The organism is Streptomyces sp. NPDC045022 (assembly GCF_056432605.1).
The window spans coordinates 592,699-608,488 of record NZ_JBWKIR010000001.1 but is presented as its reverse complement, the minus strand read 5'-3'; the positions used below and the strand labels follow the sequence as shown (position 1 = coordinate 608,488).

The window sequence follows — 15,790 nt, the reverse complement described above, 5'->3', positions numbered from 1 at the left end:
CCGCTCCCGCACCACTGAAGAAGAACGACCAGGCCGTACGGGCCACCGGCCCCGAGGCCACAGGCGCCTCGATGCGCGCACGCGTCGGCGACGAGATCGTCGTACGGGGAACCACGGCCGGAGTCATCGCACGAGATGGCGAGATCGTCGGCCTCCACCACCCGGACGGCAGCCCGCCCTACGACGTGCGGTGGGCCGACAGCGGACGGGTGACCCTGTACTTCCCGGGTCCTGACGCCTACATCCGCCATCTGGTGACGGGAGACGGCCATGTCCCGGCTCGTTGACCGCCGGCCGATCGTGGTGGGCCTCGATCCTGATCCCGGCCATCGGATGGCGCTGGCCTGGGCGGCCGACGAGGCCGCCCGTCGGCGGTTGCCGTTGCGCCTGGTCCATGTCGAGGGCGTGCCCACCAGGGGCTACCGCGGGCGGGAAGTCCCACCGTCGTGGGAGGAGTGGAACGAGGCGCTGCACAAAGCCGGCCAGCAGGTGCTGGAGGAGGCCGCGGGCTTCGTCGCGGCCCGGCACCCACATCTTGAGGTGGACGTTCTGCTCGCGGAGGGTGAACCGGTGTGGGTGCTGCGCGAGCAGAGTCGCGGCGCCGCCGCCGTAGTGCTGGGATCACGGCACCTGAGCCGCAGGCAGGAGGTGTTCGGCTCGCACTCGGTGGCCCTGCCGGTCATGGCCCATACGCGCTGTCCCCTGGTGGTCGTCCCCGAGCCGGAACACATCACCCAGGAGCCGGCGTACTTCGTCGTCGGCGTCGACGGCAGCGAACACTCCGCTACCGCGGTCGACGTGGCGTTCGAGGAGGCGGCCCTGCGCGGCGCCGAGCTACGGGCCCTGCTCGTCTGGGAGCCCGGACCGCTCCGGATCTTCGACGAGTACGAGCCGCAGCAGGAGTGCCGCCGCCTGCTCTCCGAGATCGTGGCAGGCCGCCACGCCCGCTTCCCCGAGGTCGACCTGCGTCACGAAGTGGTCCTCGGACATCCCGTCAAAGTTCTCACCGATGCCTCGGCACATGCGCTGGGGCTGGTGGTGGGGACGCGGGGCCGTGGGGGCTTCACCGGCATGTTGCTGGGCTCGGTCAGCCAAGGCGTGCTGCACCACGCCACTTGCCCTGTCATCGCCGTCCCGACGCCTGAGTGAATCCCAGGACCCTCACGAAGGGGAGCCGCCGTGACCGCAGAACCTCTCGACGTGAACACCGTCACCGCACTCGTGGCGGACGCCGCCGCAGCGCCCTCGCTGCACAACGCGCAGCCCTGGACCTTCCGCTACCTGCGGGACATCGGAGTCCTCCGCCTCTATGCCGACCTGGAGCGCACCCTGCCACGAACGGACCCGGACAATCGGGGCCTGCACATCGGCTGCGGCGCAGCGCTGCTGAACCTGCGCGTGGCCGCCGCTGCAGCGGGCCTGTCGCCGCTCGTCCGCCTGCTGCCCGACCCGGCGTATCCCGAGTTCCTCGCCGAAGTGCATCTGTGCGGCACCGGACCACCCGACGGGGCGCTCGCCCAGCTGGGCCCTGCCATCTGGCGCCGCCACTCCAGCCGGCTGCCCTTCCGCGACGAGGAAATCCCCGGCGAGGTGCGGGACGGGCTGTCCCAAGCGGCCGACGGCGAGGGGGCCCAGCTGTTGTTCACCGGCGCATGGCATGTGCAATCGATCCTGGAACTGGTGCGGGACGCGGAGGACAGAGAGGCGCTCGCACCGGACGTGCGTGAGGAAACGACGCGCTGGACGCACACAGAGCTGCCCCATGCCGCTGGGGTGGCCGACGGCATCCCGGGCGAGGCGCTCGGTCCTCGGCAGCGCGGCACCTCGGCTCCTGTGCGTGACTTCGCCGTCGGCCGCCCGATGCCCGGACGTGGCTGGGCGCCCTTCGAGAAGAACCCGAACATCGCCCTGCTGGGCACGGCCCGCGACGAGCCCGTGGACTGGCTCGTGGCCGGTCAGGCACTGGAGCGGGTGCTGCTGCGGGCCACCGCGGACGGGCTCGTCGCCTCGGTCACCTCCCAGCCCCTGGAATGGCCCGAGACCCGATGGGCCGTCCGCGACCCCCTCTCGTCCATGACACACGTCCAGATGGTCATCCGGCTCGGCTACGGCCCCGAAGGCCCCGCGAGCCCACGTCGGCCGGTGGCCGATCTGCTCGACATTCTCTGAACCTCCCCATCGGACAGCATCGGACACCGAGGAGTGCTCGCATGAAGGTCTCCGAGGCGATGACCGCTCCTCCGGTATGCGTCGAACCCCATGCCTCCCTGGTAGAGGTGACTCGACGGATGGCCGAGTGCGCCGTGGGGTCCGTCCTCGTGGTCGAGGACGGGGCGCTGCACGGCATCGTCACCGACCGCGACCTGGTCGTACGCGGCATGGGCGGCGGCCTGGACCCGAAGGCATCCGTGGACGCCGTCATGTCGCCACGTGTCGTCACGGTAGAAGCCACCGACGACCTGGAGGTGGCTTACCGGACGTTCCGCCGCACGGGGGTCCGCCGTCTCCCGGTCCTGGACGCGGGCCGGGTGGTGGGCGTGCTGACGATCGACGACCTGTTCCTCGACGTCTTCCGGCGGCTCGCCGACCTGCTCGGACCGGTGGCCTGGAGCGTCCTGCAGGAGCCGCCAGGCCCCCCTGCCGAGACCGGAGCAGTGGATGAGCCCTGAACCGGGACGGCAGGGGACGGCTGTCCTCCGCGAGGGCGGACCAGCGACGGGCGTCACGACGGCGGCGGCGCCGCCCCCGGACCAGCGAAATGCCTCCAGCTCGTCAGTCCCCGCTCTGCCGGTGCCGGACCTCCTTGCCGGCCTGGGAAGCTCCGCCCGCGGTCTCACATCGGCCGAGACAGCCGCACGGCGGGCCCGCTACGGCCCCAACGAGCTGCCCGGCGTGGGCCGAGGCCAGATGTGGCGTCGGCTGGTCGCGCAGTTCACCGACCTCTTCGCAGTGGTCCTGCTCGTCTCCTCGGCGATCACGTTTCTCGCGTACTGGCTGGGGCAGCCCCGGGATCCGGCCACCCTCCAACTGGCCCTGGCGATTCTCGGCGTGGTGCTGCTGAACGCCGGCATCGGTTTCGCGCAGGAGTACTCCGCCGAACGCACGGCCGAGTCCCTGCAGGCGATGGTGCCGCACACCTGCCGCGTGCTGCGCGACGGAGAGCGGCATGAGCTGTCCGCGCGGGATCTGGTGCCGGGCGATGTGGTGATCCTCGAGGCCGGGGACGCGGTGCCTGCCGACTGCCGATTGATCGAGGCGCAGGAAGCCGCTGTCAACAACGCCGCGCTCACCGGTGAGAGCGATCCCGTCGCCCGCGTCGCCGAACCCGTACCGTCAGGGCCGCCGCTGCAGGCGCGCAACTGCGTCTTCATGGGCACCGATCTGGTCACGGGCACGGGCAAGGCCGTCGTGTTCGCCACGGGCACGGCCACCGAGTTCGGGCGGATCTTCCGACTGGCCGCCGCCGCGCCGCGGCAGCAGACCCCGCTGCAACGGCAGGTCGCCCTCATGGCCCGCAGGGTCGCGGGCGTCGCGCTCGCGACCGGCGCCGTTCTGTTCGCGGTGCGCGTGCCCAGCGGGCAGCCGTTCGTCGACACGTTCGTCTTCTCGCTCGGTGTGATGGTCGCCCTGGTCCCGGAGGGGCTGCCGGCCACACTCTCCGTGTCGCTGGCGATCGGTGTCCGCCGCATGGCCCGTCGGCACGCGCTGGTCAAGCAACTGCTCGCGGTGGAGGCGCTCGGCTCGACCAGCGTGATCTGCACCGACAAGACCGGCACCCTCACCCAGGCCGAGATGACCGTCGTACAGCTGTGGACGGACGGGGTTTCCCACGCCGTTTCCGGAGTGGGGTACGCGCCGACCGGCGAGATCACCGACGCCGGGCCCGTACGAGAGCTGCTTCGGGCGGCGGCTCTGTGCAGCAACGCCCGGCTGGTGCCGCCGACCGGGCGGGACGCGTGGCGGGTGCTCGGAGACACCACCGAGGGGGCCCTGCTGGTGGCCGCCCGGAAAGCCGGCCTGGATCCGGCGCAGGAAGAGGCCGGTACACCCCGGGTGGCGGAGCATCCCTTCGACTCCGCGCGCAAGCTCATGAGCACCGTGCACCGCGACAGCGACGGCAGGTTCTTCGCATACGTCAAAGGCGCGCCGCTCGAACTCCTCGCCCGCTGCGATGCCATCGACCGGAGTGGCACGAAGACACCACTGTCCGACGCGGCCCGCACTGAAGTGGCGGCGGCTGCGGACGGCATGGCCGGACAGGGCCTGCGCGTTCTCGCAGTCGCCAGGCGGCCGGTGGCTGGTCCCCGGCCGTCGCTCGGGGACGTCGAGTCGGAGCTGACGCTGCTGGGGCTCGCGGGGATGTACGATCCGCCCCGGCCGGAGGTGCGGGACGCGGTGGACGCGTGCCGGCGGGCCGGGATCCGGATCGTCATGGTCACCGGAGACCATCCCCTGACCGCGGAGGCGGTCGCCCGCCGTGTCGGCATCGTGCACGAGCGGGCTCCGACCGTGGCGTCAGGCACCCAGCTGGACGCGCTGGATGACGGCGGTCTGGACGCCCTGTTGACCGGCTCCGGCGAACTGCTGCTCTGCCGGGTCAGCCCCGAGCACAAGATGCGGGTGGTCACCGCACTGCAGCGACACGGTGAGGTCGTCGCCGTCACCGGCGACGGGGCCAACGACGCCCCGGCCCTCAAGCACGCGGACATCGGTGTCGCCATGGGCGCCTCCGGCACCGATGTCGCCCGCGAGGCCGCGGTGATGGTGCTGCTCGACGACTCCTTCGCCTCCATCACCACCGCAGTCGGGCTGGGCCGCTCGGTGTACCGCAACATCCGCAAGTTCCTGATCTACCTCTTCAGCCACAACATCGCCGAACTCGTACCGATCCTCGCCGCCACCTTCGCCGGCTTCCCGCTGGTGCCGATCACAGCCATTCAGATCCTCGCCATCGACCTCGGCTCGGACGTGCTGCCCGCCCTCGCACTCGGCGCGGAACCGATGGAACCCGACGTCATGAACAGCCCGCCGAGGCCCCGCAGCGAGCGGCTCTTCTCGACGGCTGTCATGGGCCGCATCCTCTTCCTCGGCGGCATCCAAGCCCTCGGCGTGTGCGCCGTCTTCTTCTGGCACATCCACGCCTCCGGCATCCCCTACGCGGACTTCACCAAGGACAATCCCGTCTACCGGGAGGCCATCACCATGGTCCAGGCTGGCATCGTCGTCAGCCAGTTCTTCAACGCCCTCGCCGTGCGCACCGACCGGCAGAGCGTCTTCCGGATCGGTCTGCTGACCAATCCCTGGCTGCTGGTCGCAGGCTGCTTCGGCATCGGGCTGATGGCCGCCATCAGCTACGCGCCACCGCTCCAGGCCGTCTTCAGCACCGCGCCGCTGACCCCCGCCGACTGGGCGGTTCTCGCCGCGTTCGGAGCCCTGCTGCTGGCCGCCGAGGAATTCAGGAAATGGGCGCTGCGGCACCGGAGGACATCTCGAAGGGAGGAAGGTGGATGAGAGTGATCATCGCGGGTCGGGGCCACCCTGGCCACGCAGCTCGTCGCCGAAGGCCACGATGTTCGGCTCGTCGACCGGCAGCCGAAAGCGCAGAAGAGGCTGGCACCGGGCTTCCCCGGCACCTTCCACATCGGCAACGGCTTCAGCCGCTCCGTGCTGGAGACGGCCGGAATCGCCCACGCGGACGCCTTCGTCGCGGTCACGTCCGGGGACAACAGCAACATCGTCAGCGCGCGCACCGCCAAGGAGACGTACCGGGTCCCGATCGTCCTCGCCCGGATCCACGATCCGCGCAGCGCCGACATCTACCGGGAACTGGGCATCCCGACGATCTCCAGCGTCCGCTGGGCCGTCAACCGCATCCACCAAATGCTGCTGCACCGCCACCTCACCTCGGAACTCACCTTCGGCAACGGCGAGACGCTCCTCGTCCGCTCCCGGCTGCCGTCCTACCTCACCGGACGGCAGGTCACCGAGTTCGACGTCGACGGTGAAATCCGCGTCGTGGAGATCACCCGTGCCGGTCACTCACTGCTCCCCGCCCACGGTGTCCTGGCCGAACCCGGTGACCTGGTCACCTTCAGCGTCGCCGCCACGGCGCTGGGCCGACTGAGCGGCTTTCTCGACAAGGAGCTGGGAACGTGAAGGTCCTGATCGCGGGTGCGGGCCGGCTCGGCACCCAGATCGCCCAGGTGCTGTCCGTCGCCCGCAACGACGTCACCCTCGTCGAGTACGACGACGACCGTGTGGCCGAACTCGGCGACCTGCCGCACGTGCGCGTCGTAGCCGGGGACGCCTGCGAGCCGGCGCTCCTCGAGCACGCGGGAGCCCTCGCCTGCGACCTCGTCATCGCCGCCACCGGCCGCGACGAGGACAACCTCGTCATCAGCCTGCTCGCCAAGCGGCAGTTCGGAGTGGGGCGGGTGGCCGCGCGCGTCAACGAGGAGGAGAACGCCTGGCTCTTCGACCTGCGGTGGGGCGTGGACGTAGCCGTGCCCGCAGCCACCCCCCTGATCTCCCTCATCGAGGAGGCCACCGGTGCCACGGACACGGTGGCGCTGCTGCGACTGAGCAAGGCGGGCGTCGAGGTCATCGAGACCGCGATCACCGAGGAATCCCGGGCGGCGGGACTCCGGCTGGGTGAGATCGAGCTGCCCGCCGGCACCGTGGTCGCCACCGTCGTACGCGACGGCCGGCCCACGGTCCCGGGCCCCGAGGTGCGGCTGCTGCCAGGCGACGAGCTCCTGCTCGTGTCGCACGAGGCGACCGAGCAGGAGATTCACGCGGCCTTCCAGTGAGCTGGCTCCACTCAGTCCGGGGCCTCGGGTCACTGCTTCTGGGAACGCACGATCACGACCGGGCAGCTCGCATGCTGTGCCACATGCTGACTGACGGAGCCGAGAAGGGCACGCGCGAACCCGCCCCTGCCCCGGCTGCCCACGACCAGGACCTCGGCTCCTTCGGCGGCGCGCAACAGGACGTCGGCGGCGTTGCCGTGCACCACATGCGTCCGCACCGAGCCCGCAGCCTCCGCGCCTAGCACGTCGGACAGCTCCTGGCTCATCTTCTGCCGGGTCTCCTCCTCGTCGACGTCCATGTCCACGGCAGGCCCCGACCAGCCGTACAGACCCGGCAGCTCCCACACGGCGACCGCTTCCACGGTGCCGCCGACCAGGCCGGCGTAGCGCACGGCCCAGCGCAAGGCTTCGTACGAGGACTGCGACCCGTCGACGCCGACCACCACCCGTGGCTCCGAGACATCCGCGTCCATGCGTCCCACCTCTCCTTCGATGTCCGTGCCCGCTGGGCCGGTCCGCCCCTGTTCCCCACGCTGCGGGACCCATCGCCACACCGCCACAGATGGGCATCCGGCGGCATGACGGACTACGGGGCGACGGTGCCGTCAGCGCCCGGAGCGCATGACCCACCCGGGCGTTCCCACTCGCGGTCCCACCGGGCCATGCGGCGGCGGTCGGGGAGGGCGGGCAGGCCCGCCTCGGTGTACGCCCATGGCAGCCCAGCGCCTCATTGGCCGCTCTTTCAACAGGCGCCTAGCTGATTGCCGTAGTCACGTCTGCCCGCTACACCCACTTCAGGACAATCACCCAAACAACCCATTGGCCAATTAGCCTCGCAACTCGGGGACCGGAAGGCCCTTTTGTCTCGATTCTCGCCACAAGCTCTACATAAGCCCCACCCTGCCCACGCGGACTGACCGATTCTGGCCGATTAAGAATTACGCATTTAGATATGTGGCAAATACTTTCGATTGCCGACCTCCGTACTGACATCCACCCTGATCTGTCGAATATGCCGCCGACCCCTGCACGTCTCGCCGAGCAGGGGAATGGATCCTGGGGGACGCGTTGAGCATCACGGATGTCGCGGGTGTGGGGGCTGCAGCCCTGGTCACCGAAATGGCCAAGAGCACGTGGGAATCTGTGCGGGGTGCGATCGCCCGGCTCTTCCGGCGGGGTGGCGAGGAGAGCGCTGAGCAGGAACTGCGGCTGATCGACTCAGCACGGCAGCAGCTCCTTGACAGCGCGGCCGGCGAGCGCGGGTCGGTGGAGCAGCAGCTGCGTGGCGAGCTGGAGATGCAGCTGGTGGTGTTCCTGAGAAAGAATCCCGACGCGGTGCAGGAGCTGCAGGACCTGATCGACCAGGTCAAGGGGGCGGGCGAGGCCGGCGCGGCTCGGACGAGCGTGCACCACAACACCGACAGCATGGTCGTCATCTCCGGCGGCGACATCAACGCCTCGGGCGGCTTCCACTACCGTGCTCCGGAGCGGAGCCGGTGAACGAGGAGATCGTTCCTGGGGCCGTCCCGCCGTCACCGCCTCCCCCCGTCGGCCCACCAATGCCCGGCTTCCAGGTGCAGGTCGACGGCAACCAGAACTCGAAGATCATCATTGCCGCCGGCTCCATCACGATGAAGGACAAACCGCAGCTGCCGGTGGTCAACATCCCGCAGATCGAACTCGACGTCGTACGGCGGGCGTGGGTGGAGCTGGACGTGCGCGACCAGCACGTGCGGACCGCCGAGAAGGCAGTCGCCCGTCTCACCGGGGAGGGGCCTCGCCTAGCAGTCGTCGCGGGGCCGCCTGGATATGGCAAGCGAACTGCCGGAATCAAGGCGTTGTGGGAGGTGTCCCAACGACAGTCGCTCAAGCTCCAGGAGATCGTGCCGGACTGGGAGAAGCCTGGCTCCCCGGACGTCGCCGAGTTGCCTGACGAGCCGGGCACGGGCTACCTGCTGGACGTGGCCGCGGAGATCAGCGCCTGGCAGAATCGGGGCTCTGTCGCTCAGCAGTTGGTGAGTTACGCTGAGGAGCTGAGGCTCTCAGGCTCGTTCCTCGTCGTGATCGCCGACGAACACGGCTGGCCCGAGACGGTCACGGGAGCGGTCGAGGGCGTCGTCGTCCGTGCCACGGCTCGACCGTCCGCGCGTCGCGTGGCCAGGATGCATCTGGAGTACGTGCACCATCAGCCGGACCGCCTGCGGTGGCTGACCGGTACGCCGTCGGACACTGGCCTGGCCGGCAAGGCCGCGCAGCAGCTGACCGACGGCAGCCGACCTGCGGACGCCGCCGACCTGGCCGCCAAACTCGCCGCCGCAGAAGACTCCCCAGAGGGGCTCAAGAACGCCTTGAGCGCCTTCCAGGAGTGGCGCACTGACGTACGGGACGCCTTCGCGGCGACCGAGGACAATCCGGATGACCGCGCCCTGCTGATCTCCGCGATCTTCCTCAACGGCAAGGACGCGCTGACCGTCCAGGACGGCGCCCGGGCACTGCTGGGCGAATCCCCGAAAGCGGACGTCCGCACGATCCTGACCGGACCGGATCTGACCAGCCGACTGACCGCGATGGGCGCAGAGGTCACCGGGCGGACCGTGTCCCTGGACCACAAGCCCGGATACGCCCGCGCAGTCCTGCTCCACCTGTGGCAGCAGCGTGCCGACATCCACCCGCACCTGCTGAAGTGGCTGGACACCATTACCTCCCCGAAAGAGTTGGGTGCCGACCGGCTGGCCGCCATCAGCGACCTCCTGGTCGAACTGGCCGTCGCCGAGAACGACCTCCGGGTCGTCCAGAAGGTCCACGCCTGGATCGACAACGGCGCCGACAGCCCCGAGCACCGCGCGCTGATCGCCCGCTTCCTGACCGTCGCCGCAGAGTCGGACACACTGGGCGCCGGAGTCCGTGGTCTGCTGCTGGACTCGGCACAGGAGGACTCGGAGGCCATTGCGACCGTTGTCGCCCTGGTATGCCGGGGGCAGTTCGCCGAGCACTACCCGCGCCAGGCCCTCGTCCGCCTACGGCACATCCTCGACCGACCCGAGTCGGACGAGGCCGTACGGACGGCTCAGGAGGCACTGCGGGACATCGCCGCTCGCGACGGCCAGCTGCCACGGGTGTGGAGCACGGTCATCAAATGGGCCACCGAGAAGAAACACCTGGCAGGACACCGGGCTTTCCTGTCGCTGCTGGACCCACGCGTGGACCCGTACATTCTGCAGGTCATGCTGGCGGCAGCCGAGCAGAAGCAGGACGTCAGGGAAGCGCTCGTGGACGGCTGGAGCGCGGCCCTGGCCGACACCCGGGTCGAAGCCGAATGCCGGCAACTGCTGACCGCCTGGGCCGAGGCGCGGAAGACAGCGGACATGCCGACCGAGCTCCTGACGGAACTCCTCAACGAAATCGTTCTGGGGCACCTCGTCGCCTCTCCGGTCTCGGCCCTCATCTTCGGCGAGCCTGGAGTGGCCTACGGTGAGGCCGTCATCGAACTGCGCAAGGATCTCCGGCTGCCCCCGGCGTTGTCGTCCCTCCTGTCCGGCCACGAGCGTGCCTCGGCGGGGTCCTGATCGATGGCCTCCACACGATGGTCGCGCCGTCGTGCGCGCAAAGCAGTGCGGCGCGCCCTGACCCGCTTCGACGTCCGGTTGCGCAGTGCCTGTCCCGGGATCGGCTTCAGCGCCCGGATCACGGCCACAGTGCTCACCGAGCCGCCCTACCCCAGCCCTGTCGAGGAGATCGCAGGGGCGGTGCGCACCACGCTCAGGGACGCCGCGAGCAAAGTCTCGAAGACGTGCGACCCGGCCGACCTCGCCGCGGCGCGGGACGTCTGCGGCCAGCACCTCGCCCGACTGCGTCAACTGCCCACCGACCCTCCGGTCGAGTTCACGGCCGAGCTCACGCTCGACCTGCTGCCGGACGATCGGGCTGCCGTGGCCGCGCTGCTGACTGCTCAGCGTCGGCAGGCTGTGAGCGACATCCTGCGACGGCAGAAAACCGATGCTCTCGCTGCTGAACTCGCCAACCCTGCAGCCCTGTTGGTGCGATGGATCGAGCACGGCAACGCCGACTGGTCCCAACTCCCGGCCTTCGCCGACAAGGTGAACACGGTCGCGGAGGTGTTCGCCCGGCATCGCCCCGAGGACGAACGGACCGTCGAGCACGAGGCCGTCGAAGTGCTGCGCGAATTCCTCGCCAGCTTCCCTGACCACACCCAGAAACGCATGCTGTACACCCTCCTTGCCGCCGGCATGGACAGCGCCCAGCGGCCACACCACGCCGCCAAGGCACAAGCCTTGGTCAACGGGTACGCCGCGGCGGATCCGGAGGACGAGTCTTGAGCGGGGCGGCAGGTATCCGCCTCGGCCTCGCAGGTGTGGTGGTCTGGTGAGCACGTCAGCATCGCGATGGCTGCTCTCGCCCTGGACAAGCTGGCGGGCGTGGCAGCTGACACGGGCCAGCCAGGGGAACCTCTCCTTCGACGCCGCATGGCGGCGCGTCAGGCTCGAACGGCACCCCGACGAGATGCCGTATCAGCAACATGGCCATCTCGCGGCAGACAAGGAGATAGACGACCCCACCGCCCGGCAGCGGTGAGCAGGAGCATGTCGTACGAGGACGGGCGGCGAACGGCAGGCCGCCCGAGTGCGGCATCATGGCCTCCATAGCCGACATTCGCCTCGATGGGAACGATCCCAAGCGAGACGGCTTTTACAGTTGCGAATCGGTGTCTGCCTACCCAGGTGCTGCAGTGGCGCTCTCGCAGCCGCCTGCCCTATCGGCTGGAAGACCTCGCAGGCCCCTACCAGGGCACCATGTGGTCCTGGTCCGGCCCGCAACAGCTACCCCCTGGAGCCGCCCAAGGCCTGGATGAGTCCCTATCGGGTCGTGCTCGCCGAAGGACAGCAGCCGCAGGATCTGACCGCTTCCTCAACAAAATCCTGCTTGTCGCCCAGTGGCCGGTACTGCGACGGCTGGTGAGCCGTCACCTTCGTATCGTGCGGGAGGAGGCTTTCCCAGAGCTCGTTGCGCTGAATGCTTGATCCTTCCGTGCCTGGGTTCGTTCTTTGCCTAGCCCTCGCGCTGAGGCTCCGTTGCATGCCCTGACATAGACCTGCTCGGGACGATCACGAGCTCGTCCTCCCCGCCCGGAACCGGGCAGCCACCGTGAACACGGAAGCGTCCGGTTGTCAGTGGTGCCGTTTATCGTGTTGTCCAGGTGAAGTAACGGTGCATGCCGTCAACTTCAGGGAACGTGGGCGCAGAGGTCGAACGCGGGGGAAGTAGTGGCACGAGGGGACAGCAGCCGTATGGCGCCGGACGACCTCATACAGGACCGCGAGGTCGACAGCGCCCGGAGCGACCGGTTGGCTCACAGTCACATCGCCGATCAGCTCTACGACGTAGTGCTGTCGGTGCCCACGCCGACCAATATCGCGGTGTGGGGCCCTTGGGGCTCTGGCAAGTCGGGCGTGGCCAACCTCCTGAAAGGGCTGCTCGACGAGCGGGAGGATGTGCGGTTCGTTCGGTTCGACGCCTTCAGGTACGCGGAGAACCCACTACGCAGGAACTTCATCATCGCGGCCGCCACCGCCTTGGAGATCAAGGACGCGAAGTTCCACGAGGAGCTGTACGGTGGACGGGTCGCCGTGAAGCTTCAGTTCGGGCGGAACGACGTAGGGCGCCTCCTGAAGATGTTCGGCCTGACCTTCGGAGCTGTTGTCGCCTTCTTCGGCGCCGCCATGGCGCTCTTCGCCTGGCTGCACGGTGGGGCCTTCCGGCCCACGTTCGCCAACATGGCGGCCGGAGCCCTGAAGGCGGGTATCGCACCGGCCGCCCTGTTGACCTCCATGATGGTGTTGGTCTCACGCACTCTCACCCGCGAGCACAAGACGGAAGCAGCCGACAGCGACGAGCAGTTCGAGGAGATCTTCGCCGCCCTCGTCGCCCGTGCCGGTGTGGAGCGGATCATCGTATTCGTCGACGAGCTGGACAGGTGCAAGCCTTCCGACGTCGTGGCCACCCTGGACGCCCTGCGTACGTTTCTGGGGGTTGACGGTTGTGTCTTCGTCGTCGCCGCCGACCAGCAGGTCCTGGAAGAGGCACTCACACGAGCTCTGGAGCAGGCCACGCCCGCCGACGCCGTCAACCCGTACTACAGCAGCGGAAGCGGCTATCTGGACAAGGTGTTCCAGTACCAGCTCAGTCTCCCGCCCCTGCTGGTGCCGAAAGTCACCAGCTTCGCCGCCGACCTGGTTCGCGGGCGGGGAGGCTTGTGGGCTGCCATCGACATCAATTTGGTGGTGAGCGTCCTCGTGCCCTCGCATGTACGCAGCCCCCGCAGAGTGAAGGCGCTCTTGAACACATTCGCTCTGACCTACCGGCTGGCTCAGCGGCGGGCAGCGGACGGATTGCTGGAGACCGACCCGGCCACGCGGGTCGAGGAGATCGCCAAGCTGGTCTGTCTCCGGGTGGAGTTCCCTCTCTTCGCCAGGGACTTGCTGCTCGACCACCGGCTGTGCGAGTACGTACTGGCCCTGGACGCCAATCCCCGGGCTGATCTGGGCTTCCACGTGGGAGAACAGGTCAGACAGGCCGCGAGCAGGTACGCGAATCTCGATGCTGACGTCGACCAGCGTCTCAGTGACCCTGAAGACCCCGATGAAGACGAGGATGGGGAAGAGAAGGCGGCCGACGTCCGAAAGCACCATGGCCAGCAGCTCGTGGCCTACCTCAAGCGGACACGGAAGGTGCCGGGCCCGGGTCGTGACCTGATCTTCCTGGAGACCAGCGGCAGCGTGTTCGGGCTGCCGGCCGTCCTGGCCGAGACGCTGGAGCAGCAGGCCCAGAACGCCGAGGTGGACGAGGTGCTGGCGTCCATTGGTGGCCTCTCCGTCGAAGAACGCCCTGCCGCGCTGGCCCTTCTGACGCAGCAGGCCCGGGATGCGATCGGTCTTGAGGAGGAGAACGTCGCCTATGCCGTCCTAGCCGTCTGTGGTGACACATCCATCTCGCTGAACGGCATGGCGGACACTACGGTCGAGACGCTCACACCGATCCTGACCAACTCCCCGCACGGACTGCCCGACGAGATACTGGCCGGTTGCTGGCGGCTGGCACTGGCGAGTGACCGTCCGGCAGCTCTCGAGATGCGCACGATCGTCCTTCGACACTCCTCGGTCAGAGAGAGTGCTTCGGTGGCCGCCATGGTGATGCGCCATGCCAGGCCGGCCTTGGCAGCAGAGCCCGGCGTTGTACAGCAGTTGGTGTCCCGCCATCTTTTGGGCACGGAGGAGGACATGGCGGACATGCTCGCCGATCTCCCCTCCCCGGAAGCCGCGACTCTCATGAGGCAGGTCGGTCCCCTTGTCGCGAAGGAACTGCAGGCGCTGATCGAGCAGCACGAAGCATGGCGCAAAGCGAAAGCTCAGCCGGGAGCCGTCGTATCGGACTCCTCAGCAGAGCCGAGATCTCCCGACGAGGCACTCCAGAGACTGGAATCGCTTCTCGAGCACTGGTGCGAGGAGGGCCCCGAAGCAGCACACGCCGTCGTGGAACTGCTGCTGGCGTCCGACAATCAACTTTGCCGGACCATCGTGGAGCGGAACACGGGCGCGATCCCCGCGATCAGGGAAACGGCCCTGGCACGGGCGGTACTGTCGAGCGCTTGGCGACGTTCGACCGACCGGTGGCCGGACTGGCTCGGGATGCTGGACCCGCGGTCGTCCATCGACGACATGACCGAGGAGTTTGACAAACTGCTGGGAGCGCTGTGGGAGAGAGCCAGTAAGCGTGACGACGCTCCGGAGCCTGAAGTGGTCAGTCGCGCCGCGGACAGCTTGATGCGGCTTTTCGACAACCAGCCCCCGGATCGCTGCCCGCACATCACGTCTTTCGTCCTCCCGTCGCTCTCCCGGCCCTCGACCGACGAGGAAGCCGCCGAGCAACTACGACTTCTCGGCGTGCTCCAGCCACTTGAGAGTGGCGGCCTGGTCAAGCGCAGAGACTTCGTCTCCCATCAGGCGGCAGCTCTCACCGAGCTGCTCGCCGACGGAAACGATCTCGTCGTTTCACACGACACCGCGATCCTGGCCTACGTTGAGTCACTCCTGAACGACTGCCTGCGTGACGTGGACTCTCCCGGATCACCACCGCTGAGTGCGGATGCAGCCCGCGCCCTGGTGAATGCCATCGACAACAGTGGCTGGATCCCGGAACTTGAGCACACCCGCCTACGGGTTCGCGCACGCCATCTTCTCTTGACCGGCGGCATCGACAGGCGGGGTCTTCAAGCATTGCCGTCGGCAGCGGAAATGGCCACCCACGCCCGAAGCCGCTCCGACCGTGTCGGCGAAACGCTGGCTGCCTGGATCGCTCTCGAAGGGCCTTCGGTATCGGAGCTGTACACAGCCGTCTCGGCAGGCCTGCGGCATCAGTCGCCGCTGCAGACCGACGCGACGCTGCTTCAGGCAGTGGCCTCACGACTGGCTGATCTGCCCGCGCAGGACCAGGCCGGCTTCTGGAGGGATCTGCTAGGGGGCCCGGGCACTCACCTGCCGGAGCAGACGCTGACTGCAGCCGGATGGCCGTCACTGTCAGATGCATTCACGGCCGAGCTGTTGATCGACAGGTACACCCGTGCATCCAGGAATCCCGACCGCCGAGTCGTCCTCGACCTGTGGAAGGTTGCGGATGTCACTTCGCCAGCTGCACGCCGCGACCTGATCCAGCAAATCCTCCTCCCCATGCTTGAGGTCAACCAGGGAGCCGCCGAGTACGCCATCCTCTATCTGCCGCAGCTGATGCAGTCCGTCCCCAAGGGAATGGGCAAGGCCGTACGTGAAGCCGTCGAAGCAAGTGGCACGAAGTGGAGCAGCCTCGCGCAACGGGGCACCAAGGCGCTGAAGGCCGTCGGTTACTCCACCGAACGCACGGGCCTGCTGAAACTGCGCGAACGCATCACCCGCAGCAACGACGACTGAAAT

Annotated in this window: 11 protein-coding genes and 2 pseudogenes; 12 read left to right on the top strand and 1 reads right to left on the bottom strand. The window is 68.5% G+C overall.

The features are described 5' to 3' along the window. Positions 1–71: 71 nt before the first annotated feature. The 7 genes and pseudogenes from AC07C1_RS02670 to AC07C1_RS02640 all read left to right on the top strand — a co-directional run. Positions 72–260, top strand: a pseudogene (locus AC07C1_RS02670) (DUF1918 domain-containing protein); the annotation flags it as partial. A gap of 10 nt (positions 261–270) precedes the next feature. Then, a complete protein-coding gene (locus AC07C1_RS02665) occupies positions 271–1,149 on the top strand; it encodes a universal stress protein (RefSeq protein ID WP_478936411.1) in 879 nt (292 codons plus the stop codon). Positions 1,150–1,179: 30 nt separating this feature from the next. Beyond that, a complete protein-coding gene (locus AC07C1_RS02660; RefSeq protein WP_478936410.1) occupies positions 1,180–2,169 on the top strand; it encodes an Acg family FMN-binding oxidoreductase in 990 nt (329 codons plus the stop codon). A gap of 41 nt (positions 2,170–2,210) precedes the next feature. Beyond that, complete coding sequence (locus AC07C1_RS02655; RefSeq protein WP_478936408.1) at positions 2,211–2,669, top strand: CBS domain-containing protein; 459 nt, start codon at positions 2,211–2,213, stop codon at positions 2,667–2,669. A 121-nt stretch (positions 2,670–2,790) separates the two neighbouring features. After that, positions 2,791–5,511, top strand: coding sequence for a cation-translocating P-type ATPase (locus AC07C1_RS02650; protein ID WP_478936407.1), 2,721 nt, complete (start codon positions 2,791–2,793; stop codon positions 5,509–5,511). Positions 5,512–5,523: 12 nt separating this feature from the next. Beyond that, a pseudogene (locus AC07C1_RS02645) lies at positions 5,524–6,156 on the top strand (potassium channel family protein); the annotation flags it as partial. Further along, positions 6,153–6,809, top strand: a complete 657-nt coding sequence (locus AC07C1_RS02640; RefSeq protein ID WP_478936406.1) for a potassium channel family protein — start codon at positions 6,153–6,155, stop codon at positions 6,807–6,809. The pseudogene AC07C1_RS02645 and the gene AC07C1_RS02640, both read left to right, overlap by 4 nt. 29 nt (positions 6,810–6,838) lie before the next feature. Here the strand turns inward: AC07C1_RS02640 and AC07C1_RS02635 are convergent, their stop codons facing one another. Then, complete coding sequence (locus AC07C1_RS02635; RefSeq protein ID WP_478936405.1) at positions 6,839–7,282, bottom strand: universal stress protein; 444 nt, start codon at positions 7,280–7,282, stop codon at positions 6,839–6,841. A gap of 646 nt (positions 7,283–7,928) precedes the next feature. Here AC07C1_RS02635 and AC07C1_RS02630 point away from each other — a divergent pair. The 5 genes from AC07C1_RS02630 (at position 7,929) to AC07C1_RS02610 (ending at position 15,787) form a co-directional block, all read left to right on the top strand. Beyond that, complete coding sequence (locus AC07C1_RS02630; protein ID WP_478936403.1) at positions 7,929–8,309, top strand: hypothetical protein; 381 nt, start codon at positions 7,929–7,931, stop codon at positions 8,307–8,309. A gap of 59 nt (positions 8,310–8,368) precedes the next feature. Further along, positions 8,369–10,375 carry a hypothetical protein gene (locus AC07C1_RS02625; RefSeq protein WP_478936402.1) on the top strand — a complete coding sequence of 669 codons (2,007 nt, stop codon included), beginning with the start codon at positions 8,369–8,371 and terminating at the stop codon, positions 10,373–10,375. A 180-nt stretch (positions 10,376–10,555) separates the two neighbouring features. Further along, positions 10,556–11,146 carry a hypothetical protein gene (locus AC07C1_RS02620; protein ID WP_478936400.1) on the top strand — a complete coding sequence of 197 codons (591 nt, stop codon included), beginning with the start codon at positions 10,556–10,558 and terminating at the stop codon, positions 11,144–11,146. 46 nt (positions 11,147–11,192) lie between these two features. Next, positions 11,193–11,402, top strand: coding sequence for a hypothetical protein (locus AC07C1_RS02615; protein WP_171160322.1), 210 nt, complete (start codon positions 11,193–11,195; stop codon positions 11,400–11,402). Between the two features lie 713 nt (positions 11,403–12,115). Then, positions 12,116–15,787, top strand: a complete 3,672-nt coding sequence (locus AC07C1_RS02610; protein WP_478936399.1) for a KAP family P-loop NTPase fold protein — start codon at positions 12,116–12,118, stop codon at positions 15,785–15,787. Positions 15,788–15,790 lie beyond the last annotated feature (3 nt).

What these genes read in the sequence shown, in the direction of transcription:
- AC07C1_RS02655 (WP_478936408.1), top strand. Translation starts at nt 2,211, where the DNA reads ATGAAGGTCTCCGAGGCGATGACCGCTCCTCCGGTATGCGTCGAACCC.
- AC07C1_RS02610 (WP_478936399.1), top strand. Translation starts at nt 12,116, where the DNA reads ATGGCGCCGGACGACCTCATACAGGACCGCGAGGTCGACAGCGCCCGG.
- AC07C1_RS02635 (WP_478936405.1), bottom strand. Translation starts at nt 7,282, where the DNA reads ATGGACGCGGATGTCTCGGAGCCACGGGTGGTGGTCGGCGTCGACGGG.
- AC07C1_RS02665 (WP_478936411.1), top strand. Translation starts at nt 271, where the DNA reads ATGTCCCGGCTCGTTGACCGCCGGCCGATCGTGGTGGGCCTCGATCCT.
- AC07C1_RS02630 (WP_478936403.1), top strand. Translation starts at nt 7,929, where the DNA reads ATGGCCAAGAGCACGTGGGAATCTGTGCGGGGTGCGATCGCCCGGCTC.
- AC07C1_RS02625 (WP_478936402.1), top strand. Translation starts at nt 8,369, where the DNA reads ATGCCCGGCTTCCAGGTGCAGGTCGACGGCAACCAGAACTCGAAGATC.